General features: G+C 30.0%; 18 protein-coding genes. 13 read left to right on the top strand and 5 right to left on the bottom strand.

Annotated elements, in window-relative coordinates:
* Positions 1-117: 117 nt before the first annotated feature.
* Together Q0958_RS17190 and Q0958_RS17185 are read right to left on the bottom strand one after the other, a co-directional pair.
* A complete protein-coding gene (locus Q0958_RS17190; protein ID WP_299125357.1) occupies positions 118-2310 on the bottom strand; it encodes an Ig-like domain-containing protein in 2193 nt (730 codons plus the stop codon).
* Between the two features lie 117 nt (positions 2311-2427).
* The gene (locus Q0958_RS17185) at positions 2428-3234 is read right to left on the bottom strand and encodes an AraC family transcriptional regulator (RefSeq protein ID WP_299125355.1); all 807 of its coding nucleotides are present in this window, start codon (positions 3232-3234) and stop codon (positions 2428-2430) included.
* 333 nt (positions 3235-3567) lie between these two features.
* On the opposite strand from Q0958_RS17185, the gene Q0958_RS17180 reads away from it, so the two are divergent.
* From Q0958_RS17180 to Q0958_RS17125, 12 genes are all read left to right on the top strand, one after another.
* Positions 3568-4608, top strand: coding sequence for an AraC family transcriptional regulator (locus tag Q0958_RS17180; protein WP_299125353.1), 1041 nt, complete (start codon positions 3568-3570; stop codon positions 4606-4608).
* An 82-nt stretch (positions 4609-4690) separates the two neighbouring features.
* Entirely contained in the window at positions 4691-7069 is a 2379-nt protein-coding gene (locus tag Q0958_RS17175) for a TonB-dependent receptor (RefSeq protein ID WP_299125351.1), read from the top strand.
* 4 nt (positions 7070-7073) lie between these two features.
* The gene (locus Q0958_RS17170; protein WP_299125349.1) at positions 7074-7898 is read left to right on the top strand and encodes a DUF4249 domain-containing protein; all 825 of its coding nucleotides are present in this window, start codon (positions 7074-7076) and stop codon (positions 7896-7898) included.
* Positions 7899-7905: 7 nt separating this feature from the next.
* Positions 7906-9111 (top strand): hypothetical protein, encoded by a 1206-nt coding sequence (locus Q0958_RS17165; protein ID WP_299125347.1) that lies wholly within the window; start codon positions 7906-7908, stop codon positions 9109-9111.
* Positions 9112-9282: 171 nt separating this feature from the next.
* A complete protein-coding gene (locus tag Q0958_RS17160; RefSeq protein ID WP_299125345.1) occupies positions 9283-11202 on the top strand; it encodes a hypothetical protein in 1920 nt (639 codons plus the stop codon).
* A 227-nt stretch (positions 11203-11429) separates the two neighbouring features.
* Positions 11430-13412: a TetM/TetW/TetO/TetS family tetracycline resistance ribosomal protection protein gene (locus Q0958_RS17155; RefSeq protein WP_299125343.1), complete on the top strand. Its 1983-nt coding sequence runs from the start codon at positions 11430-11432 to the stop codon at positions 13410-13412.
* A 72-nt stretch (positions 13413-13484) separates the two neighbouring features.
* Positions 13485-14030 carry an RNA polymerase sigma factor SigZ gene (sigZ, locus tag Q0958_RS17150; RefSeq protein WP_235274865.1) on the top strand — a complete coding sequence of 182 codons (546 nt, stop codon included), beginning with the start codon at positions 13485-13487 and terminating at the stop codon, positions 14028-14030.
* Between the two features lie 68 nt (positions 14031-14098).
* Positions 14099-14887 carry an arsenite methyltransferase gene (gene arsM / locus Q0958_RS17145; RefSeq protein ID WP_299125339.1) on the top strand — a complete coding sequence of 263 codons (789 nt, stop codon included), beginning with the start codon at positions 14099-14101 and terminating at the stop codon, positions 14885-14887.
* A 106-nt stretch (positions 14888-14993) separates the two neighbouring features.
* Positions 14994-15599 carry a hypothetical protein gene (locus tag Q0958_RS17140; protein ID WP_299125337.1) on the top strand — a complete coding sequence of 202 codons (606 nt, stop codon included), beginning with the start codon at positions 14994-14996 and terminating at the stop codon, positions 15597-15599.
* Between the two features lie 11 nt (positions 15600-15610).
* Positions 15611-16327, top strand: coding sequence for a cytochrome c biogenesis protein CcdA (locus tag Q0958_RS17135; protein WP_299125334.1), 717 nt, complete (start codon positions 15611-15613; stop codon positions 16325-16327).
* A 21-nt stretch (positions 16328-16348) separates the two neighbouring features.
* On the top strand, positions 16349-17239 hold the full coding sequence (locus Q0958_RS17130; RefSeq protein ID WP_299125331.1) for a phosphatase PAP2 family protein: 891 nt from the start codon (positions 16349-16351) through the stop codon (positions 17237-17239).
* Positions 17211-18485, top strand: coding sequence for a PatB family C-S lyase (locus Q0958_RS17125; RefSeq protein ID WP_299125329.1), 1275 nt, complete (start codon positions 17211-17213; stop codon positions 18483-18485). Before Q0958_RS17130 ends, Q0958_RS17125 begins: the two co-directional genes overlap by 29 nt.
* Before the next feature lie 77 nt (positions 18486-18562).
* Here Q0958_RS17125 and Q0958_RS17120 read toward each other — a convergent pair whose 3' ends face one another.
* Genes Q0958_RS17120 through Q0958_RS17110 form a run of 3 tightly spaced genes read right to left on the bottom strand, consistent with a single transcriptional unit; the run spans position 18563 to position 22732 of the window.
* Complete coding sequence (locus Q0958_RS17120; protein ID WP_299125327.1) at positions 18563-21232, bottom strand: carboxypeptidase-like regulatory domain-containing protein; 2670 nt, start codon at positions 21230-21232, stop codon at positions 18563-18565.
* A gap of 19 nt (positions 21233-21251) precedes the next feature.
* Positions 21252-22157 carry a FecR family protein gene (locus Q0958_RS17115; protein WP_299125325.1) on the bottom strand — a complete coding sequence of 302 codons (906 nt, stop codon included), beginning with the start codon at positions 22155-22157 and terminating at the stop codon, positions 21252-21254.
* Between the two features lie 53 nt (positions 22158-22210).
* Positions 22211-22732, bottom strand: coding sequence for a sigma-70 family RNA polymerase sigma factor (locus tag Q0958_RS17110; protein WP_299125323.1), 522 nt, complete (start codon positions 22730-22732; stop codon positions 22211-22213).
* A gap of 403 nt (positions 22733-23135) precedes the next feature.
* On the opposite strand from Q0958_RS17110, the gene Q0958_RS17105 reads away from it, so the two are divergent.
* A complete protein-coding gene (locus Q0958_RS17105; protein WP_299125321.1) occupies positions 23136-24674 on the top strand; it encodes a hypothetical protein in 1539 nt (512 codons plus the stop codon).
* Positions 24675-24841 lie beyond the last annotated feature (167 nt).

Genomic DNA, 24841 nt, shown 5'->3' with positions numbered 1-24841 from the left:
TTAAACATCCAATTTAGCAAATACAAATTGAATAGGAAAGATGAAAGTTTAAATATAGCAGATTAGGTGAAGTACTAATAAAAAAGGCAGCTAAATACTAGCTGCCTTTTATGTTGCTTAATTGAATAAGTCTTGTATTAAAACGGGGTACTCTTGGAAATTACTTACATGGTATACAGACTCTACATGGTCTGAAACTTTATAATATCTTGTATTGTTTTTAATAACCTTGCTTATATAATCTTCATAGGTAGCAATATTATCATAAGCTGTTAATTCTATTTGTTTTGTTTGCCAAAAAGTGTTCTTACTATAATTGTAAAAATCTAAGATCTTTAATTCTTCTGGTAACGTAGGTATAATAATCTCATTACTATTTTTTTGACTATCGTATACAAAAGTCCAGCTATAGTCGTAAGTAGCTCCGATAGATAGTTTATTTTTAAGCCACAGTCTACCAACATTATGTGCAGCTCCACTGGTGGTAATTTTAACTTTATTTCCAGTAACTGTGTTGTATTTTACATTCCAATTAGGCTTCTCAAAATTAGCTAAAGGAGTTCCTTTTCTTTCTGTAATATAGTTTCTAGAAACTAAACGATGTCTGTATACGTTAAAGTTAGTATTTAAAGGATAGTCATTTGGCTTGTTAGCTCCAATGGCGCTACTACCTAATTTTGCATTAAATATTTGGTGGTACACATTGTTTTCATAATCGTTCTGACTTTCAAATCCTTGGATAGTTAATACAGGTCTAAGATCTGCACCCGGTAAATAATCCTTTAAAGTAAATTGATTCACAGTTATGTTTTGGTTATCAAAATCGATACTATTTACTTTAAAACCATTGTTTACAGGACTGTTTACAAATTGATAAGTATAACTATTTGCAGGATCAGCAATATTATACGAATAGAAATACATACGGTTTGTTTTATTAGGAACTAAATAGTCTACCTTAAATTGCGTACTTCCTAGTTTTCTTCCTTTATAATCGATTCCTTCTGAATAGATATTGTGATTTGCTGTAAAATTCTTCAATTCATAGGTTTCTTCAGAATCTTTTGTATATGGATTTTTAGATGGTACTTCCATAGTACCTGGAGAACTTGTGGTTAAATTCTGAATGGTAGAAATTCTGTTAGCACCATTGGTTAGCACATCGAAAAAAGTTAGCATAAATTCATCTGTAGCGTTAAATGCTTCTGTTGAATTTAGAATTACTTCTGTCATACCAGCTTCAATTTTAACGGTATTGATAGGACTTCCATCTGGCTTTGAAGCAAACACCCAAGATTTAGAAATGTTTGAAGCAAAATAATCTGCAGGAATTTTAAGAGTTATGAGTGACTGAATATGCTTTATCTTAGTATTGATAATGAGTTCACTTGTATTTCCTAAAGCGTCTTTTGCTATAAATTTAAAGACTCCATTTCCTGTAGCATAAGCATTTGGATTAAAGTCAAAAGAGTTGATAGCTCCGCTATCAAAATATTGAATACGTTTGTTGTTGTGCAATACTTCAAAAGATACAATTTCAGAAAATTCATCAACTACCTTCGGTGAAAACTGAATGATCTCAGAGATTACTTTTCCTTCATTAATAGCACTAATGGTAATCTTTGGACCTGAATTATCAGAGGTGAAATTAATCAGCTTTTTAGATACATTGTTATTTGAATCTGTAGCAATAATTTCTAAGGTATGCTTACCATCTGTAATATTGGTGGTATTGATATCAATTGTATAATTACCATCGGTTATGTTGGCAATTAGTGTGTTGTCAAAAAGCACTGCTACATTATTAATACCATTATCATCACTCACTTTAAAGTTAAGCTTGTTAGTCCCTTTAATGATAGATGCTTCCTTAATAGAAATATCTGTAATAGACGGTAAAGCATTGTCTATAATAAACGGAATCACATCTGAAATAGTTGTATTTCCAGCTGCATCATGAGCTTTGATTTTTAAAGTATGATCTCCCGATTCATAATTTGAAACATTAATATCAAATTCAAAAGGAGCTTTGGTAGTATTGATAACTTTAATATCGTCGATAAAAATTTCTACATTGCTTACTTCTACATTATCGGTAATCGTGGCATCAATTTCAATAGTATTACTAATTACTATTGGGTTCTTTATTTTATCATTTTTAATATCATTTACTGTAAATGATTTAATAACAGGAGACTTGGTATCATTCTCAACTAAATTTCCCGTACTATTGCTACTACACGATTGTATAATTAGGAACAAAACGAATGAACAAATAATTGTGATGAGCTTTTTCTTTTTACTAATCATAGATGTTTAACTTTTTTATTTTTGTTTAGTTAAATAGGGGGAAGTCTATTTTTAATATTAATTTTAGTACTACAAAACTCTAAAAAAATGAAAAGGGAAAATTGTATAAAACGGACATCACATGAAAATATATGAGAATTTTTCATCGCCAACTTTTGATACTTGATTGAAGAATGATGTTGGATTTGTATTGGTAAGTTCCTGAAATTCATGGTTGAAATGAGCAGAATCATAGTATTCATTTAACAGTGAGATTTCAGTTAATGAATTGTGATTATTTTTCATTTCGATAGCATTTCTAAAGCGTTGTATTTTTTTGAATGCTGATGGTGAACGTCCCAAGTAGGTATGAAATAAACGATTAATAGTTCTTGGGGATAGATTTGTTTTTAGAGCTAAATCTTTTACTTTAATTGTTAAGTCGTTTGTTAAGATATTTGTTAGTTGCTCAATGATACTTAAGTCCTTTTCTTGTAATTGTGATAGTAGAAATTTTTCAAGTAATTCAATCCTTTCTTGTTTGGGATAATTGAACAATTGTTTAGAAAAATTAGTCCAGATTTCATTGTTTACAAATTGAATTGGCTTGCCAGCAATTTGCTTAAAGTTTTGTTTGAAAAAATAATTCAATCCAGTGGGCGTAAAATTGATACAAATTTCATCTACAGCATCTGAATAAAATAAATGGAGAGGATGTAAATATTTTCCTAATGCTACGACTGATTGTACGTTATTAGGATTTTGACTTACCGTTATTTTATAATCATTGTAGCTTACGGTTGCTTTTGATAGAAAAACAATAGCACTATTGTTGTGTGGGAACGCAAGGTAATTTATAGGTTTAAAATTTTCTTTTTTAAGGAGCGTGAACTCAGAAATGTATTTTTTTAGTATTTCTGATTTGGGTTTACAAACATTATACATGTTTAATTCTTTTATAGCTTAGATTAATATGGTATACACCATAATTTGTTTTTTGTAGAAGGGAAAAAACGAAAGCTAAATAGAACTAATCATCCTTAAAATTGATAAACCTTTCAATATATTTTTTGAAAGTATGCATAGCAATCGGGGGTTGATATATAAGAAAACAAAGATGATTTTTAAATTATTGATAAAATGTTAAGCTTTGTATAAAAGTTGGATTTTAACAGTTAAAGTTTAGGGATAAATGAAGATGGAAAAGAATAGTTATTTGTGGGGATAATCTCTTTTTAATTTAGGCTGAAATATTTTTTTAAAACGTAAATTGCGCCAATGGGAAGTTTTAACACACTACTAAATACAATAACTATAGGAGCATCTTTTATGATAGGGCTGCTATTTTTATCTGCACATTTTAAAAATAAAAAAGGAAATATTTTTCTTGGTTTGTTTTTATGGAGTTTATCTTATATGCAATTGTCAGAAATTGAAGGTGATAATTTCTTGAGCAAGATAGAAACTACTTTTGAAGTGGTGCTATTCATTTTAGTTTTTTTATTCTTCTATTTAATAAAAACCGTTAATAAGCCATTTAAAAAATGGTATTGGCTTTTATTTGTTCCTGGTATTTTAATGAATGTATTATTGCTCTTCGGAAATTATGATAAAGAGAATAATGAAATGGAAGTATTTAAAATCTTTTATGTATTCAATTTAGCATTGGTAATCTACGTATTTAAGATATTGAAAGATCATAAGAAAAAGGTAAATAATTATTATTCTAATATTGAACAAAAAACACTTACATGGTTAAAGAGTTTAATCTACTTTATACTATTGTTGCATGCTACTTTTATTTTAGAAAACTTAATTCCAATAAATAATAGCATTCCTTCAATTATCATATTTGCTATGGTATATTGGATTGGATACAATGGTTTTTCTCAACCAGAAATACTTAATGATGTTGTAGATATTACCAAGGATAAAGTAAAAGAGATTAAACAAGAAGATACTTTAGTTGAAAGTCAAAAGGAATACGATTATTTAAAAGATACTATCCAAGAAAAAAGATTGTATGCTAAGCAAAATATTACTTTAAGAGATTTGGCATTGAGTTTAGAAATGAAGGAAAATAGAATTTCTGCACTCATCAAATTGCATTCAAAAACTACATTTTATCACTTTATAAACCGTTTTAGAGTAGAAGAGTTCAAAAAAAGCATGAAATCTACCAAGTCAAAGCAATTATCGGTTTTTGGGTTAGCTCAAGAGGTTGGATTCTCTTCAAAGTCAACCTTTTATAGTGCTTTTAAAGCCGTGGAAGGCATGACTCCTAAGCAGTACGAACAAGCATTAAAAGAGTTCGATTAAGCTTAAACGAACTCATACGAACCCCGTTTTAAGAATATATTAAGACATCACTGCGTTCTTTTGCAAAATAAAATGAACGTACATGAAACACACTTTTTTAAACTTAATAATCCTTCTTTATTTGTCGGTGGGATATGCTCAAGAAAAGTTTACCGTAAGCGGTACTCTTAAAGATCATGCAAATGGAGAAACACTATTAGGGGCAACCGTATTATTACAAGGAACTAGTATAGGAACCATAACCAATGAGTATGGGTTTTACTCGATAACAGCTCCCAAAGGAACCTATGTATTAGAAGTATCTTATTTAGGATATAAAACAGTCTCTAAAAAAATAGTATTGAATCAGAATATTAAATTCAATACAGAACTAGAAGAAGATGCAGGACAATTAGATGAAGTTGTTATCAACTCAGGAGAAACAAAACGCGTTAATTTAAGAACACCACAAATGAGCGTGGCGAAACTATCGGCAAAAGCCATTAAAAAAATACCAGCTGTATTAGGAGAAGTAGACGTAATTAAATCCATACAGTTATTACCAGGAGTAACCAATTCGGGAGAAGGAGCTTCTGGTTTTAATGTAAGAGGAGGAGCTGAAGATCAAAATTTGGTATTGTTAGATGAAGCAATCATTTATAACTCATCGCATTTATTTGGGTTCTTTTCAGTTTTTAATGCCGATGCTGTAAAAGATATCAAGTTATACAAAGGAGGAATTCCTGCTCGATTTGGAGGAAGAGTATCTTCTGTGTTAGACATACATCAGAAAGATGGGAATAGTAAGAATATAAAACTATCTGGGGGAATCGGTTTTATATCGAGTAGATTAACTGTTGAAGGACCTACTTTTAAAGATAGAGGATCGTTCTTAATATCGGGTAGAGGATCATATGCCCACTTGTTTTTAAAGCTTTCTGAAGAGTTTAAAAACAATACTACTAAGTTTTACGATATTAATTTTAAAACAAATTATAAGATTAACGATAATAACAAGCTGTATTTATCAGGGTATTTTGGAAATGATGATATTGGTTTCGGAAGCTCTTTTAAAAACTCTTATGGAAATTTAACTGGAAACTTACGTTGGAATCATTTATTTAACGATAAGCTATTTTCTAACCTATCATTAATCTATAGTAAGTACAACTACAACTTACAAATAAACGCATCGGGAATAGATTGGAAATCGGACATTAAAAATTACAATTTAAAGTATGATGTAGGATATTATTTGAACAATAACTATAAATTCAAGTTTGGTGTCAGTGGTATTTACTATGATTTCAACCCAGGACGATTGAATCCATTAACACCGTCATCAGGAGTAAACCCACGAAAATTAGACAATAAGTTTGCTTTAGAAACGGGTGCTTACGCGAGCTTAGAACATAAGATTTCGGATAAGTTAACTGCTCAATATGGAATACGATACAGTAATTTTATGAGATTAGGAGATCAAACTTTACGTGAATATGCAAACAATACACCAGTAGTTTATAATCAAGCCTTAGGAATTTATGAAAGAGCCAATAGTATAGGAGAAACTGCTTATAAAAAAGGTCAAGTAATTGAATCGTTTGGAAACTTTGAACCTAGGTTAGCATTGTCGTATAAATTAAATGAAAAATCGTCGGTAAAAGCGAGTTATAATAAAACAGCACAGTATTTACATTTAATATCTAACACAACATCAGCTACTCCGTTAGATGTTTGGGCACCAAGTGGAAAGTTCCTAAAACCACAATTGGCCGATCAATACGCAGTAGGGTACTTTAGAAATATAAATGACAATGAATATTCACTAGAAGCTGAGGCTTATTATAAAACAGTAAAAAACAGAGTAGACTATATCAATGGAGCAGATTTAATTGCTCAAAACAATATAGAAACAGAAATATTAACAGGTAAATCTAGATCGTATGGTTTGGAATTATTGTTCAGAAAAAACAAAGGAAACTTTACAGGTTGGGTAGCCTATACACTGTCAAAAGCAGAACAAAAAACAGCAGGAGGAAAAGCTGGAGGCTTAGGAATTAATAATGGAAATTGGTATAACACTGCTTACGATAGAACGCATGATGTATCAATAACAGGAAACTATAAGCTTAATGATAAATGGAGCTTCGGGGCTAATTTTGCTTTCCAAACAGGGCGTCCTGTAACCTATCCTAACGGACAATTCATTTATAATGGAATTTCAACAGCAACCTATTCAACTAGAAATGCGAGCAGATTACCCGCTTACCATAGATTAGATATTTCAGCAACATTAACGCCTAGAAAAAATAAAAATAGACGATGGAAAGGAGAATGGGTATTCGGAATTTACAATGTGTACAATCGTAAAAATGCAGCATCAATAGCTTTTGGTCAAAACTTAGATACAGGAGCAAATGAGGCAACTCGAACTTCTATTTTCGGAATCATGCCAGCGGTGAGTTATAACTTTAAATTTTAAGAAAATGAAAAAAATATATAAGCAAATAAGCATGTTTCTAGTTCTAATATGCTTTCATGTATCCTGTACTGAAGTTATAAACGTTACAGTACCCAATGCAGGACCAAGATTAGTGGTAGAAGCTTCTATAAATTGGACTAAAGGAACTACAGGAGGAAGTCAAACCATAATATTAAGAACATCAACAGCCTTTTTTGATACAAATAAGGATGTACCAGCAACAGGAGCTCAGGTAAAAGTAATTAATACCAACAGTAATGCTGAGTTTGTATTTAGCGATCAAGGAAATGGAAGGTACACTACCAATTCTTTTGTACCAGTAGTTAATGATACTTATAAATTAGAAATCATCTATAATTCTAAGAATTATGAAGCTACAGAAAAGTTAATGTCAGTTGTTGATATTAAAAAAGTAGAACAGACAACAGACAAGGGAGATAGTACCACAGATAAAGAAGTAACTATCTATTTTGATGATCCTGAAAATGAAGAGAATCATTATTTGGGAGAATTTTTAACTGCTAATGAGCCTGTACCAGTACTGGATCCTATTAGCGATAGCTTTACAAATGGAAATCAAAACTTTATGGAATATGAGAATAAAGATTTTGAGGTTGGAAGTACCTTGAATATAAGTTTATACGGAATATCTAAGCAGTACTATAATTATATAAATCTCTTAGTACAGCAGTCTAGTTCTGGAGGACCATTTACATCTACACCAGCACAGTTAAAAGGAAATTGTAAAAGTGTAACCGATCCAAATGAGGAAGTACTAGGATATTTTAGATTAGGAGAGGTAGTAAAAGTAAATTATGTAATACAATAAAATAGTAATGAAAAATTCAATAAAAATAAGTCAGTTATTATTGTTCGCAGTAATATTGATACAAAGTTGTGCGATTAATAAGGAAAAAGAAGTATCGAAAAACGAACCGATAAAAAGAGTTTTTAATACTGAGTTAGGTATAGAAGCAGTTCCTAGTAGTTTAGGGAAAGCTTATCAAAAACACTTTGACAGATATACCAAAGTAATGGCACCTAACGGAAAACCAATTCATATTGTAATTCAAGATGATGTAACCGATGAGCAAGCGGTGAGATGTAGAAGTATTTTAGAACATTATTTAAAAGATTATCCGGGTTCTAAATTTGGAGAAAATAAAGGTGAAATTGCTAATAAGATGACTGAAAATAATGCCGTATTAGCTTTAATGAATGGACAAGATGATGGAACAAATGATGTAAAAGTAAATGCGCAACCATTGTATAAAAACGAAATTCAAGTAGAAGGACATCCATGGTATATAAATCAGAATTATAAGCACAGAGATGCTGCTTACGAAGAGATATTACACTTTGTACATGATAATGGAATTGGAGTAGACGGAAAGAATAATACATTGCCAGGTGCTGCACCAGAATTTCAAAAGGAAATTAGAGCTGCTCAAGTAAATGGATTAGAGAAAAAACTATGGGCAAATGACGAAAGAATGAAAGGATGGTTAGAAGAAATTAGTGCAGAGAATAGTTTGTCGCAAGAGTATTTAGCATCAGTAATTGATACTTATTATGGTTTATGGGGAGCGTTTAAGAAAAGAGAAGGAGGAATGTGGGGATTCTATGCTCCAAAAGTAAGAAAGGATTTAAAAGAGAAAGACCCTGTAGCCTATGAATTGATGAAAAATAGCTTCTTCCATCCATATTTAACCTATAATGCAAGAATAGACAAGGGGTTTAAAGGAGACTTTTCTCTAAAATTTAATGAAGAAATACCTTATACACACCATTCACAGTATTTGAAAGATATTACGCTATTAGGTGATAATAACATTAATGTTGTGGTAAATGAATTAGATAATGATATCATAGGTAATAAAGGTATTAATACAGTTCTATTTTCAGGTAATTATGAAGATTATGAGGTAATTGATGAAGATGGAGAAATTACAGTAATTGATAAAATATCATCAAGAGATGGTAAAAATACCTTAAGAAGTGTAGAGAAACTACAGTTCTTAAATAAGACAATAGAACTTTAAAAGCTTTAAAAGAAATATAAGTATAGGGTTTTATAAAGTTCTATAGCAACAATTAATTTTTTTAGTTTCATTAATTATAAAAGTGTTGTTAACTGCTAATTATATGTATTTTTAAGGTGCAGTTAGTAGTAGTTGGCAGTTTAACAGCACAAAATATTCAGTTTATATAATATGAAAAAAGTAATTATTCTCTTATTTATTTTTAGTATCCAATCTTCTATAGCACAGGAGGTAATAACTACGAAAGCTAAAATAAAAGGAAAAGTAGTTAACTCTAATACTGGGATGCTGATAGTAAAAACAAAGAAAAAAGTTTTAGCAGTTAATCCAGAAAATAAAACCGTAGCATGGGAAAATAAGGAGTTGAAGAAGGTAGATATGGATTCCTACAAAGAAATTCCTTTTACGCCTATCGTTATTTTTGAAAAAGATCCTTTAATAAGTTCTAAACTATTATCCAATGCATTTGGAACAAAAGGTGTTTCTAGAATTATCTTAAATAGTATCAATGGTAAAATACTTTTTAACTCGGAAAAACACGGATTTAAAGCAGTAAATAAAACATTATTAATACCAGAGCAGGATGCTATTTTAGTCAATGGATTAAAAAAGAAAAAAGTAGTCTTAGCTCTTTATAATTACGATAATGGAAAACTTATTTGGGAAAATGATTTAACTAAAAGTGGTTTTTTCAAGGCTGTCAAAGAAGCTTTTCTTGATACTGAAAAAATAATGTTAGATAAGCATGGCGATATTTTTTGGTTACATAATAAACAGCTCCTAAAAATAAATAAGCTTACAGGAGAAATAGTATTTCACCAAAAGGATGTGAATACTATAGAGATGAATAGAGAAAAAGATGTAGTCTTTGTATTTACAGATAAGATAGCTTTAAAAAAGCTAAACGAAGAAACTGCAATTTTTGCTAAACATACCAATTCTATGGAACCTGTATGGGAAGCCCCTATAAAAGTTGTAGGTAACATAAAAAATACAATTGTCGATAATGAAAAAATGGTGGTTATTACATCTAAAGGATTTAATGTAATAGATAGTTTAGGCCAAAAGCAATGGGAAAAACCTGAGCTATTACCCTTAATAAGAAAGATAGTTCCAATAGAAAAAGGGTATTTAGTTGTTCAAGAAAAGGAATTGAATTTTATTAATACAAAAGGAAAAAAGCAGTGGAAAAAGTCTGTGAAAATTTCACTAATGCCTAATGAAAATCCAATACATTTATTTAATGAAGGAGACAAAGTATTATACATAACACCTTCTAAAGCAAATATTATTGATTTATCTACTGGGAAAGCTTTGGATAAAGAAATCGCCTTGAACGATGAAGGATTTATTGTAAGAAACTTAAGATTAAAAAAGCATTTCTTTAGAATTTGGTACGATCAAAAAAAGCAACAGTTTCCTGTGTATAACGAAAACGAATTGTATGTGTTCAACATAAATGATTCTTTACCAAAACCGTCTTTCAAGTTTAATTTTAAAGAACAAATTCCAGATTTAGACATTCGTGAAAAAGGATATTTTATGCATTGCGATAATAAGTTTTACTTGTTTGATTTTAAAGGAAGCTTAATTTACGAAAGAGAATACCCATCAAATCAGCATAGATCATTTTTCGAAAAAGCTTTTGGTCTAGTAGAAGATGGTCTAGGAGTGTATACAGCAGCTATTGGTTTTGTTGGAAGTCAATTAAATCAAACATTTAAAAATGTACTAGTTACTAAAGATCTAGGTTTTTTGAGTACGATGGCTTCTGATATATATGGAACGTATCAATCTTACGAAGGATCCTTAGCAAAACTAACGAAATTGAACGCTATGGATTTCAATTCGAGTTTAATGCAAATATTTAGTCGTTATAAAAAAGGACAAGAGAATAACAATAGCTTATTGGTAACTGTAGCTAATGACAAGGATGATACCAAAAAAATAATACGATTGTTTGTTGATAGTGGGGATGAAAAACTAGTAACTAAGTTAAACGAAGATCAAGATGATTTTATCATAGACCAAATTGAAAACAGAATCTTCTTCTTTACTAAAAAAACAATAAGCATAAAAAAGCTAAACTAATATCTTATCTAAGAAATTATAATGCATAAAGATGTAAATTCTTTATGCATTTTTTTGTGAATTATTCATAGTACATGAATGAAGCTATTGACTAATAAATAAGTAGAAAATAAAAGATACTCAATATTACAAAGAAGTATTAAATATAGTAAGTTTGTACTGTAGATAGTAGTAATTACTTCAAGTGAATCTACTTAATTAAAAAGGTTGATAAAACACTCCAAATAATGACAAAACCAACAATCAATATAGGGATATTGGCTCATGTAGATGCAGGAAAAACAACGCTTACTGAACATTTTTTATATAATTCAGGAGCCATTAGAACTTTAGGGAGTGTAGATAAAGGTTCGACAAGTACTGATAGTTTAGAGCTTGAAAAAGAACGTGGTATTTCTATAAAAGCAGCAACGACTTCTTTTGAGTGGAAAGGAACAAAAATTAATTTGATAGATACACCAGGCCACGTAGATTTTTCTAGTGAAGTAGAACGAGCATTATGTGTAGTAGATGCCGCAGTACTAGTAGTATCGGCAGTGGAAGGAGTACAAGCGCATACACTAAACATTTGGGATTCTTTGCAAGAATTGAAAATACCGACTATTATTTTTATTAATAAAATTGATCGTCAAGGAGCAGATACCGAAGCTACCCTAGCGCAATTAGAGCAGGATTTAAAAATTAGACCAGTTGTATTGTATGCTTCAGAAAACGATGGGCTAACCAATGCTACAACCGTTCCTGTTTTTAATACAGATGCTCACACAACAGTTAAAGAAAAATCGATAGAACATATTTTAGAAGGAGAAGAGGATTTGTTAGAACGCTTTTTAAATTCAGAAGCTATAACAGATGAAGAATATTTAAATAGTATTTCTAAACTAACAAAAAAACATAAAATAGTTCCAGTATTTACAGGAATAGCCAAAAATAACATAGGAGTAACTGATTTATTAGATGGAATTATAACTTATTGTCCTACTTCAAAAGTAGTAGCAAAAGAAGAGTTGTCAGCCTTTGTTTTTAAGTTAGAACATCATAAGGTGTATGGTACCATGGCACATGTAAAAGTTTTTTCGGGAGAATTATCTTCAAAAACAACAATTTACAACCATACACAGCAATTAGAAACCAAAATCAATCAAACCAAACAACTACATCACACCAAGTATATTGATAATGTAGTTTTAAAATCGGGAGATATAGGAGTAATTACTGGAGTTTTAGGAACTAAGTCGGGAGATATTTTAGGTAGTCCAGAAGGTATTCCTAAGCTTCCACAATTACATATTCCTGTACTAAGTGTTCAAGTAGTTCCAGAAAATAAAGCCGATTATAATAGTTTGGCTGAAGCACTTCAACAAATAGATAGAGAAGATCCTTCTTTAAATTTTAAATGGTTTAAAGCAGAAAAAGAATTACAGTTGTTGTTAATGGGACAAATGCAGATTGAAATTTTAGAGCATGTTTTAAAAGACAGGTTTTTAATCAAAGCAAGTTTTACAGAGCCACAAGTAGTATATAAAGAAACAATTAGTACAAAAGCAGAAGGTTATATTAGGTATTGGATGCCAAAACCTTGTTGGGCAATCATGACTTTTTTAATTGAGCCAGCACCTTTAAATTCAGGGGTGAGTTATAGTTCTATTGTATCACAAAACGATGTACATATTAAGTATCAAAATGAAGTAGAACGTACAATACCCAAAGCGTTAGCACAAGGAATATTGGGGTGGGAGGTAACCGATGTAAAAATTACCTTGATAAAAGGAGAGGATCATAATGTACATTCAAGACCGGGTGATTTTAATTTAGCAACTCCTATGGGAATTATGAAAGGATTACAGACGGGAGGAACTCATTTATTAGAACCCATCTTAAGTTTTGAAATCAAAGCAAAAGAAGCTTTATTAGGAAAAATAGTTTCTGAATTAAGTACTCGAAGAGCTATTTTTGATTCTCCAGAGTTTAAAGACGATATTTTTAGTTTAAAAGGAACCATTCCAGTAGCAGCTTCTTTAGATTTAAGTATTAAACTAAATGCTATAACAGGGGGTAAATTAAGGTTACGATTACAATTTTATGGCTACGATACTTGTCCAGAAGGAGAAGGAGTGATTAGAGAATATAAAGGAGTAAATCCTTTAGATGAAGCTCAATGGATATTACATCGTCGTGGAGCCTATAAAGCAGATGAGCGTGTGATTTAATTTATTAAAAAAGTTTGCGTCTTTTTTAATCTTATACGTCTACAAATAAATCAAAGATTTATTTTTGTTATTATGAGCAATGAAATAGTACATGTTTGGAACGATATGAATACAAGATTAACCAATTTTGTGAATTCTAAAGTCCATGATTCTGAGTTGACTAAAGATATCGTTCAAGATGTGTTTTTAAAAGTATTTACTAAATACGAAACCTTAAAAAATAAAAAGAAATTAGTTTCTTGGATATATCAAATTACAAGAAATGAAATTGTTTCTCATTTTAGAAAGTTTAGATATAATGAGACTTCAGAGAATATTGATTCTGAAGACTTTTCAGAAGAAACTCTTACCTCAGAACTTACAAGTTGTATAAGTCCATTTATAAATTCTCTTCCTGATAAATATAAAGAAGCTATTGTATTGGCAGATTTAGAAAATATTTCTCAAAAAGAAATAGCTCAGCGTTTAAATATCTCTTATTCAGGAGCAAAATCGAGAGTACAACGAGGAAGAGAAATGTTAAAATCTGCTTATGAAGAATGTTGTACAATATCTACCGATGTATACGGAGATGTTATAGATTATAAAGAGAAAAAATGTAATACTTCGTGTAAATAAAAATCTTTGCATCTTTTTTAAAGAGTGACGTCTATAGAGTGAAAATAAACACTTTAAATAAACAGATTATGTCACAAGAAATAAAAGAACAAGTAAAAGAAGCATATACAAGAGTAGCAAATTCAGGAGCAGGATGTGGTTGTGGACCTACCTCTTGCGGTTCGCCAGCTCAGGATTGGACATTAAGTGAAAGTTATTCGAAAGTTGACGGTTATGAAGCAGAGGCCGATTACGCTTTAGGATGTGGAATTCCTACAGAGCATGCCAATATAAAAAAAGGAAATACAGTTCTTGATTTAGGTTCAGGAGCAGGAAATGATGTTTTTGTAGCTCGAAGTATTGTTGGAGAAACAGGTCATGTAATTGGAGTAGATATGACCGAAGCAATGATTGAAAAAGCAAATGATAATAAGCAAAAACTAGGTTATGATAATGTAGATTTTATTTTAGGAGAAATAGAGGCTTTACCGTTAAAAGAAAATAGTATTGACGTTGCGGTAAGTAACTGTGTATTAAACTTAGTTCCAGATAAAAAGAAAGCGTACGAAGAAGTATACCGTGTTTTAAAATCGGGCGGTCACTTTAGTATGTCTGATATTGTTCTTCAGGGTGATTTGCCAAGAGGTATTATGAATGCAGCTGAAATGTATGCAGGATGCATTTCTGGAGCTTTACAACAAGAAGACTACATACAAGCAATAAAAGATGCAGGATTTAAGAATATTAGAATTACTAAAGAAAAAGTAGTAGAAATGCCTGATGATGTTTTATTAAACTATGTGAATTCTCAAGAGTTGGAAACATTTAAGGCTAGCAATAATGCTGTTATTAGCCTTGGTGTTTATGCTGAAAAATAAGTTAATCCACACATAAAATAAGTCTCAATAAAAAAGAGGCTTATTTTTTTTTGCGTCTTTTTTTTAGTGATGCGTCTATAGAGAAATTAACTATAAAAGTATTACAATGCAAAACACAGAAGATTTAGATAATTGTCCTTCAAATTGTTGTTCTCCAAATAAGAAAGGAGAGAATAAAGGAATGAAAATTAAACTAGGACTGGGAATTTTTACTTTAGCATTCATTTTAGCAATTACATCAGCTTTTAAAGAAGCTACAAGCGCTGAGTCTGGTTGTAGTTCAATAACTAAAGAAGTAGTCTCAAAAGATGATTTTAAATGGATAACAACAGATAAAGAAGTTGTTTACGTATTTCTAAAAGGAAATGATAGTAATAAAAATAAAGTTATAAGTAATATAACTCGAAATGTAGTTTCAGAATTAAATAGTTCAGAAGGGTCTGCAGATTATTTAGAATTAGAGAAAGCAGAGAACAATTTCAAAGAGGTTGTTTCTAAGTTGAATATTAAAGAAATACCCACTATTGTTGTCTTAGGAAAAGGTGTGTCAATTATCGAAAATATTCATCTAACAACATTAATTAGAGCTTATGATTTAGTTCTAGATTCAAAAGTATTGTGCTCGGTAAATAGTAAAGCTTCTTGTAATACAAAGTTGAAAGAAACATTTACTACAAAGCAAAAAGCTTCTTGTAAAAGTTCCAATAAGTAAAATTAGAAAGTATGTTGGAAAATATTCAGGAATGGACGAATGCTATCATTGAAAATCAATTGAATTCTCCACTATTTTTTATAGCAGTTTTTATGTTGGGAGTTATAGCGGCAATAGGATCTGCTTGTAATTTAGGTGTCTTAGCTGCTGTAACTAGCTATGCAGGTTCAGAAGCAAGTGTAAAAAACAAAAAATCACATATAAAAACGGGGCTGTCATTTTTATTAGGAAATATTATCTCTTTATCATTAATAGGAGCTTTAACAGGGATAATTAGTGTATCTATTGGGCAAATAGTAGGAAAGTACTGGACAATTATAGCAGGGGTTTTGGTAGTATATTTAGGTTTGATGAGTTTAAATATGCTTCCATTTAACTTAAAAATTGGAGGGAGTTTTTCATCCAAAATCGTAGATTTAACTAATAAGAGCTTTTTATTTGGATTGCTTTTAGGAGGATTTGCAACTGCCTGTTCTGTTGGTTGTAGTCCAATTTTCCCAATAGTTTTAGGTACATCATATTTACAAGGTAGCTTATTTCTAAGTTGGTTAACTCTTTTTGTGTTTGCTATTGGTTATAGTATTCCCTTAGGAACATTATTAATAGGAATGGGCTTCGGATTTAGTAAAGCTTCAGATAAATTATTACAAAACAAACAAATTATAAATCAAATATCAGGAATCTCCCTAATACTGTTAGGCTTCGGATTGTTATTAGGTTGGATTTAAAGAAGTAAAGAAAATAAAAGAATGAACAGATTAAACATAACATTAATAGTACTAACAGTTACTCTAGGGATGTATGGACAAAACTCCATCTTTTCTACAATCCATGAAATAGAACCAGTGAAAAATCATTATAAAGAATTTAAAAAACTTAGTAATGAAAAAAGAGCTGAATATGCGTTTATGGATACTATTGAATATCCTACCGACAATTATTTAGATTTTATATTGGTTTATGCCTCGAATAAACCATACTATTTGAGTTCTAATCAGGTAGACTTTATAATGCAGTCCGTGAATTTTCCAGCAAATAGTTCTGAACAAACCAGAGCTGAACTTGATTTTTTACTTTCTCTTCAAAAAAAGAGAACAGAAAAACAAGAGGAACGAGTTATGGAATTAGCAAGAGTAGGGTATTGGCCCCATAAAAATTACACTAAAACTGACGATAGATATGAGCGTAATTTAAAAGATTTATTCTTTTTAGTAAGAGAAACTTTTGACGAAAGTTACAATCCAAAAAAGTTTCCAAATACAACAAAATTATTAAAAGGAATTATGAACGATGCAAGGTTATTAGAGTTTGTTTTAAAGTTTAATAAAATTAGGGCAAGACCTTATCATTTAGATTCAAAGATAAAACCATTACAAAAAATACCAACTCCTTCATTTGCTAGTGGTCATACATTATGGGCTTATATTCAGGCTTATACCTTGAGTGAGTTGATTCCAGAAAAAAGAAGTAAATTTATATCTTTAGCTTATGAAGTAGGTTTGTCTAGAGAAATTATGGGAGTACATTTTCCTAGTGATGATGAAACTGCAAGACAAATAGCACATAGAATGTTGTTATTGATGTGGAATACGAGTACGTTTCAAAAGGATTTTGAAGCTGCTAAAGCTGAATGGAATTAATAATGAATTAGAGAAAATTATAATGAGTCAATTTGATATAACACGAACAGTAGAAAATAACTTTGCAAAGAGTAATTCAAGTTATTTAAAAGCAATGTTTGGTGCAACAGATGTTATGCCTTTATGGATAGCAGATATGGATTTTGAAGTTGCAAACCCCATACAAGAGGCTTTGAAAAAATTAATGAATAGAAACGTATATGCATACGAATTTAATACAGGAGAAGTTTTTAAAGCTATTTCAGATTGGAATCTTAAACGCAATAACCTGAAGTTACATCCAAAATCATTTGTACAAGTTTCTGGAGTACTAACGGGAATTGGAGTTCTAATTAGAGAATTATCTGAAAAGGGCGATAGCATTATGGTTCAAACACCAGTATATCATCAATTTTTTAAGCTAATAGAATCGGCAGGTAGAAAAGTAATTCAGAACAAATTAAAACTAGTAAACGGGCATTATGAAATGGATTTTGAAGACCTTGAACGCAAGTTTAAAACGTTAAATGTAAAATCATTTATACTTTGTAATCCGCATAATCCAGTGGGAAGAGTATGGACTAAGGAGGAATTACAAAATCTGGTAAACCTTGCAAATGAACATAATGTAACTATTATTAGTGATGAAATTCATTCAGATATTGTGTATTCAAACTCTCAGTTTAATAGTATTGCATCTATAGAAAACAGTGAAAAACATATCGCAGTTATAGGATCTCCAGCCAAAACATTTGGAATGCAAAGTATTTCTAATGGTTATTTATATATTCCTAATGAGAATTTTAAAGAACAGGTAAAAGCAAGTGTAGCATCGTTGTATTTAGATCATGGAAATATACTCTCAGCACACGCTACTATTGCAGCTTATAAAGAAGGAGAGGAGTGGTTAAATGATTTATTAGTTTATTTAGAGAAAACATTAAATTGGGTAGAAAGTTATATTCAAAAAGAATTGTCTGAAGTTACTCTATACAAACCAGAAGGAACCTATCAAATTTGGTTAGATTTTAGTAAGTTGAAGTTATCAGATAAAGCATTGAAACACTTAGTTGTAAATCAAGCAAAATTAGCTTTAACTCCAGGTGATTGGTTTGAAAAAGGACATACACAATTTATGAGAATGAATATAGCTTCGCCATTTTCAACAATTCAAAAGGCATTTCAACAATTAAAAAGTGCTATTGACAATGGAGTAGATGCTTCTTTTAAAGAAACTACAGCATCAGATAATTGCTGTTCTTGTTAAAGAAATAAAATTTTTAGAAAATAAAAAAAGCTTAGAATTCTATTCTAAGCTTTTGTGTTTGTATATAGTAATAAAAATTAAAAGTAAATTCTAAAAACGGCATTAGGAGTAAAACCTAAAGAGAATCGTTGAATAACTTGCTCTAAAATAACCTCTAATTCCTCAGGAGTACTACCTGTAGTTCCTTCAACTGCAATACCACCATCGTCTAAAGGTTTACGTTCAGCTTTGTAAATTAGGTTTAAAGGCTTAATTCTGTTGTATATATTTAAGAAGGAAATACCTAATTGCGCTTTTAATTTCTTATTTCTAGTATTGATATTAAAATCATGTAAAATTGAAGCATCTAAACGATGAAAATCAGGCAAGCGCTCACTGTTTATAGCTCCAAAATTAACAACACCAGCAGGTTCACCATCGGCATCTATTTTTATAACATAGCTGTTTACAGGTGTAATAGGTTTTCCTGATCTAAACTGCCATCCAAGAGAAAACTGCCAGTTTTTAAGCTGTAGGGTATTAGAGATTCTAAAATGATGTGTTATGTCGTTATTTCCAGGGAAATTATCAGAAGTATCTTTTAAGTTAGGAAACTTAAAAGTAATATCATTAAAAGTATAACCAGCCCATATTTTATAATGATCCCACTTATATTTTAAAAGAACATCTAAACCTTTAATATTACTTTTACCTTTTTCAAGGTTTTCTAACGGATTACTAAATCCACTAGTAAACGTAGTTAAACCATCTAGTTCTTTATAATAAGTATCAATATCGATGTTTAAATTCTTATGATGATATAATAATCCACCCGATATTTGATTACTACTTAATAGAGGAAACTGTTCCCCGTCAGATAATCGCCATAATTCATTTTCTAAACGAAGTTCAGTATGGTTAAACTCAACCAATTGAGAAATAGGCTGATTTCTTTTTTCTAGGGCGGTTTTAAATCGTAAACTACTAGTTATAGGATATTCTAAATTGATCCGTGGTTCGACCAAAAATTTATTTAAAGAACTGTAGTGCACAAATCTAAGTCCACCATTTACAAATCCTTTATTTTTAAAACTAAAAGTGTACTCTCCAAATAAAGCATTTTTTAAGTTGGTATCATCTTGTATTGATTGTTCTAATTTATTTTTTACAGGATTTTCCTTGCTTATCAATACATTTAAATCAGTATAAGAGAGTTGATAACCTAAAGTTAATTGTTGAAAATCTTTTATTTGAGTTGTAGAAGTGAAGTTTAAACCAAAATCGATGATATCATTTTTACGAATATTAATCTCAGCTAAGTCTAAAATACCGTTACCAGTTTCATCTTTGATTTCGTTATTTTGATACAATGAATTGTATTCAGAATAGTAAGCAGTTAGCTTTTCTTTTTGCTTTTCATTAGAAATATGTGTCCAATTAAAACTTAAGCCTTTATTTTGAGTTTTAAGCGAATCTATGAGCTTTTCATCACCACCAGTAAAGTTAAAATCTAAACGATTTCTAGTATATAAACCACTTAAAGAAATGGTGTTTTTTTCATTTGGCTTATAAATTATTTTAGAATTGAAGTCGGCAAAAGAAAAATCATTAGTACTGGTTTCAGGGCTATAGTCATCATCAGTTTCCAGAACTAAAGGAGTACCATTTATATCTTTTACAACACCAAAATTGGTAAAGATTTTATCTTCATAACTGTTATAAGTTGGAGTTTTTACAATGTCGTTATAAGATCTTCTAGCAAAAGCATATACAGCTAATTTATCGGAAAGAGCAGTTTTTACATATCCATTAATAGATAAACCGTCAATTTCAAAACCACCTTCAGTTTTTTTAGGAATATCAGTACCACTTGAAATATCTATAATTCCAGATATTCTATCTCCATAACTGGCACTTGTTCCCGATCTAAAGATGGTTGCTTTTTCGGTAGCAAAAGGATTAAAAAGTGAAAACATTCCATAGAAATATCCTGTATTGTATAACTTTATATCATCATATAAAATTAGATTTTGATCAGGAGAACCTCCTCTAATTTGTATTCCTGTAGCAGATTCATCTAAAGTAGAGATACCAGGTATTAATTGAATACTTTGTGAAATATCTGGACTTACTAATCCTGGAAGAATTCCTAACTTCTTTGAGTCTACAGAAATAGAACCGTCTTTGTTTCTATCAATACCAGAAGTAATATATCCTAAAACGACAACTTCATCAAGTTGAGAAGATTGTGGGTGAAGGTGTAGTGTTTTACAATCATCATTAGTACTTAAAGTAACTTCCTTGTCTTGGTAACCTAATAAAGTTAGCGAGATTTTTTCCGAATTTTTTGGAGGATTTTCAAAACTAAAAAAACCACTTTCATTAGTGGTGGTATATAGTTTACTATTTATAATTACATTGGTATACGCTAAAGCTTCGTTAGTGTTAGCATCAATAATATAACCACATATTCTTCTAGGTTTACTAATAATGATTTGCTTATTGCTAAGAACTTCAAAAAGTAAACCTGTTTGTTGTGTTAACTCAGGAAGAATATTTTTAATACTTACTTTTTCTTTAGTAAACGTAACTTCTTTTTTATGAATTACTTCTTTAGAGTATGAAAAAATGAAAGTTGTTTTAGCTTCTAAATCGGCAATAACTTGTTGAAGAGAAGTTTGTTTGTAAGAAACATCAAACTTTTCTTGAGAAAAAGTATAATTAACGAGAAATAAAAATACTATAGTTAGTATTGATTTTTTAATCATTTTAAGGGAAAAAAATTAATTATTGTAAAGATACAATTGTTTTATCTTCTGATAATGTGTAAACTATCCCCATTGGAGTAAGAGTAGTTTTTAACGCATTTTCTAAATTGTTATGAGTAAAACTTCCTGAAAAACGTTGAGTTGTATCAATTTTATCAGTTTTAAAAGAAATTTTATACATACTACTCAATTCATTTAAAACATCTTGTAAAGGACGGTTTTTAAATAAACTAATTCCTTCTATCCAATTTGGTTTATTAAATTGAGTTTTTAGTTCAGAAATTACTTCTTTTTCAATAATAATTTTATCGTTTGCAGTTAAAATCTTTTGGTTTTCGCTGTCTTTTTGATCAAACCTAACTTTACCTTCATAACAGTTTAATTCAAAAACATGAGTTCTAGATTTTACATTGAATTTGGTTCCTAATACAGTTACATTACCATAATTAGTAATTACTTTAAAATCGCTCCCTTTTTCTACTTCAAAGTATGCTTCTCCTTCTATGTCTAATTGGCGGTTGTTTGTCCAAAAAAAGCGCTTGTGTTCTAAGCTTGAGTTTGCATTTAATTGTACTTCACTACCATCGGGTAAAACAATGGCTAATTGCTCTCCAATACCTGTAACATAGTTTTTAGTAGAATTTATTAAAAAGTAACCAGAAATAAGAATAGCAATAGAGGCTGCTACAGAAAACCAAAAGCTTTTATTGAGTGTTTTTACTTTTCCTCTTTTCATTTTAGCTTTTGTACTTAACAAAGCAGCTTCTTTGTCAATTTTAGGCCCTTTAAACTGTTGAGCAAATTCATTAATACGATTAAAATCTTTGTATGCGTCAGTTTGCATGAATTCAGCAAGTTCGTCTTCACTCAACTCATTTGCAGCCCAACGTGCTAAAAAAGATTTATCTGTTTCGTATTTTTTCATGTCTTTTATTTAGTGCTCTTATCTATTGTACCGTTATATCTTTAATTACCCTATTAAAATTTTAAATCTTTTCCTAAAGTTTTTCTTAAACTAATAAAAGCATTGCTCATTCTTCTTTCAACAGCTTTTACTGTAATGTTCGTAATCTCAGCAATTTCTTTATAGGTTTTCTTTTCAATTCTACTCAATAAAAAAACTTCTCTTTCCTTATCTGATAAGTTTGAAATAGCGTTTTCCAGTTTATTTCTAAACTCTTCAGTTTCTAAAATAAAATCGGGACTTTCATGATCTTTATCGCTTTTGGGTATTGCTTCATGACGTAAAACTACTTTTTTATGAGCAAACTCATTGCGTAAAGCATTATTGCAAATAGTGTATAAAAAAGCTCTTGCTGTTTCATAAATTACTTCTGCACATTTTTTCCAAATCTTTACAAAAGCATCTTGTACAATGTCTTCTGCCTGCTGTAAATTACCACATTTGTAATAAATATACTTTGTGGCAGTTTCGTAGTAGGTATTAAATAAAGAATCGAAATTCTTTTCTTCACAAACAGATTTTTGTTGGTCGGGCATTGACAAAAATTATTGGTACACAAATCTAAAAAAAAACATGATATAAAATAGGGATACCTTCATTATAGCTGTACAAGTAATGAAACAAAACAGAAAGGAACCAAGGATTATTTGAATTTACTCAAAAGAAATTTTTAAGACCATCATATTGTAATAGGTTATATTTTAATTTAAAAGGATATGTACGGTACCATTTTTACGTAGAGATGTAAAGTTAAATTGAAGTATCCTTTGTTTCTGTTTTGTATAGAGTTTTGTATAGGTTTTTATTTGAAAAACTATGCAAAATATTGTTTTAAATACATATAGGTATTATGCTAATTATTTATAATCAAATGGATTTATGAAGTTTTATACCCTAGTTGCTCTTATGGTGTTTTCTTTGGTGCAGGGACAACAAAAAATGGATTATATATATATTCAAGATAGTTTGAAGATTGAGAAACTATATGCTTTGGCTAAAGAATATTCGAATCGTAAACCTTATATAGCCAAGGAATATTTATATCGAGTTGTAAGCTATATAGATAGTATTGTAGGTCTACGTGAACAAAAGAATAATTATTTTAATAAAAGAAAGGCGGATGCCTATCATTTTCTTAGTTATTATGAACGTAGAGAACATAATTTTGATGAAGCCGCAATTTTAGCTCAAAAAAGTATCAATATAAAACTTGAAGAAGGTTTAGATACTTTGTTAGCAATATCGTATCATCAAAAAGCTAAAGCTTGGATTTCTGTTATAAATTCTATGGATGATGGAATAAGGCAGCTTAAAATAGCCGAGCAGGTTGCTAAGAAATATAATCAAACGGATCAGTTATTAGAGATATATAGTTCATTAGGATCGGCATATGGCGTGAAAAAAGATACTATTCTTGCTATGAAGTATTATAATAAGTCTATTCATTTGGTAAACGCCATAGGAACAGATTATCAAAAAGCAGCTATGTACTCTAATTATTCCGCTATTTTAAGACGTTTTAATGACTACAAGGGTAATTTACCATATTTAAAAAAAGCAATAGAACTTCATAAAAAAAACAAAAATAAAATAGGATTAGAGTCAGGCTTGTACGCTCTAGGTATACATTTTACTGAAACTGGTAATCCTCAAAAAGGTGTTTTGTATTTAAATAAAGCGATAACTTTATGTATGGAACTTAAAAGTGATGCTGTATTGCCATTTAGATATCTAGCTTTAAGTAGAAGCTATAAAGCATTGGGAAATTACAAAGAGAGTTATAATACATATGTAAAATATCATAAACTATTAGAAAAACGTAATGATGTAGAAGAAGCAAAAAAATTAACAAAACTTGAAACGGTTTTTATGTTTAAAAAGCAAAAAGCTATTGATAGTTTAAAATTTGTGGCAGAAAAAAGAAGTTTGGAATTAATAAAAGATAAAGAAGAAGCTAAAAAGCAATTGTATTTTCTATTATTTATTATCACTGTTCTATTAGGAATTTTAATTAGTATATGGTTGAAAAGATACTATAAGGAGAAGAACCAACTGGTAGTAGCTAATTTTGAAAAAAAGGAAAGTGAATTAAAAGCATTTACCAACGAACTACTTAAAAAAATAGAAGAGCAAGAACAACAAATAAAAAATAGTATTCAGGAAAAAGAAGAAAGCAACATAAATAAAAAACTTCATGTATCTGTTGCAGAAAGAATATTAACTAAAGAAGACTGGTATAATTTTAGGGAAAAATTCAACAAAGCGTATCCGTTATTCTTTAGAAAAATACAAGATAAAGGAATTAAATTAACTAATTCAGAAGAACGACTTGTATCCTTAGAAAAATTAGGTTTAGATAATAACCAAATAGCAAAAGTGCTAGGTATTTCACTAGATAGTGTTTTTGTAAGTAGATATCGACTTCGAAAAAAGATATCAGCGCCAAAAGAAATATCTTTAATAGAGTATTTAAGTTAAAAAGGAGCATGTGCTCCTTTTTTTTATGAAAAATATTTTTTGAGTGTTATATGATTCTAAGGTGTTTAATGTGTTGGTAGTTAGTTTGTTATTGTTTTTTGTATGGTGTTTTGTATAGGTGTGCTTTTAGTGTTCTTTATAGAGTAAGAATAGTTTTGGTAAAAAAT

This window comes from uncultured Tenacibaculum sp., assembly GCF_947499065.1.
In the GTDB taxonomy this organism is placed as follows: domain Bacteria; phylum Bacteroidota; class Bacteroidia; order Flavobacteriales; family Flavobacteriaceae; genus Polaribacter.
The sequence above is the reverse complement of the archived record's forward strand: the minus strand, read 5'-3'. Positions and strand labels throughout refer to the sequence as shown.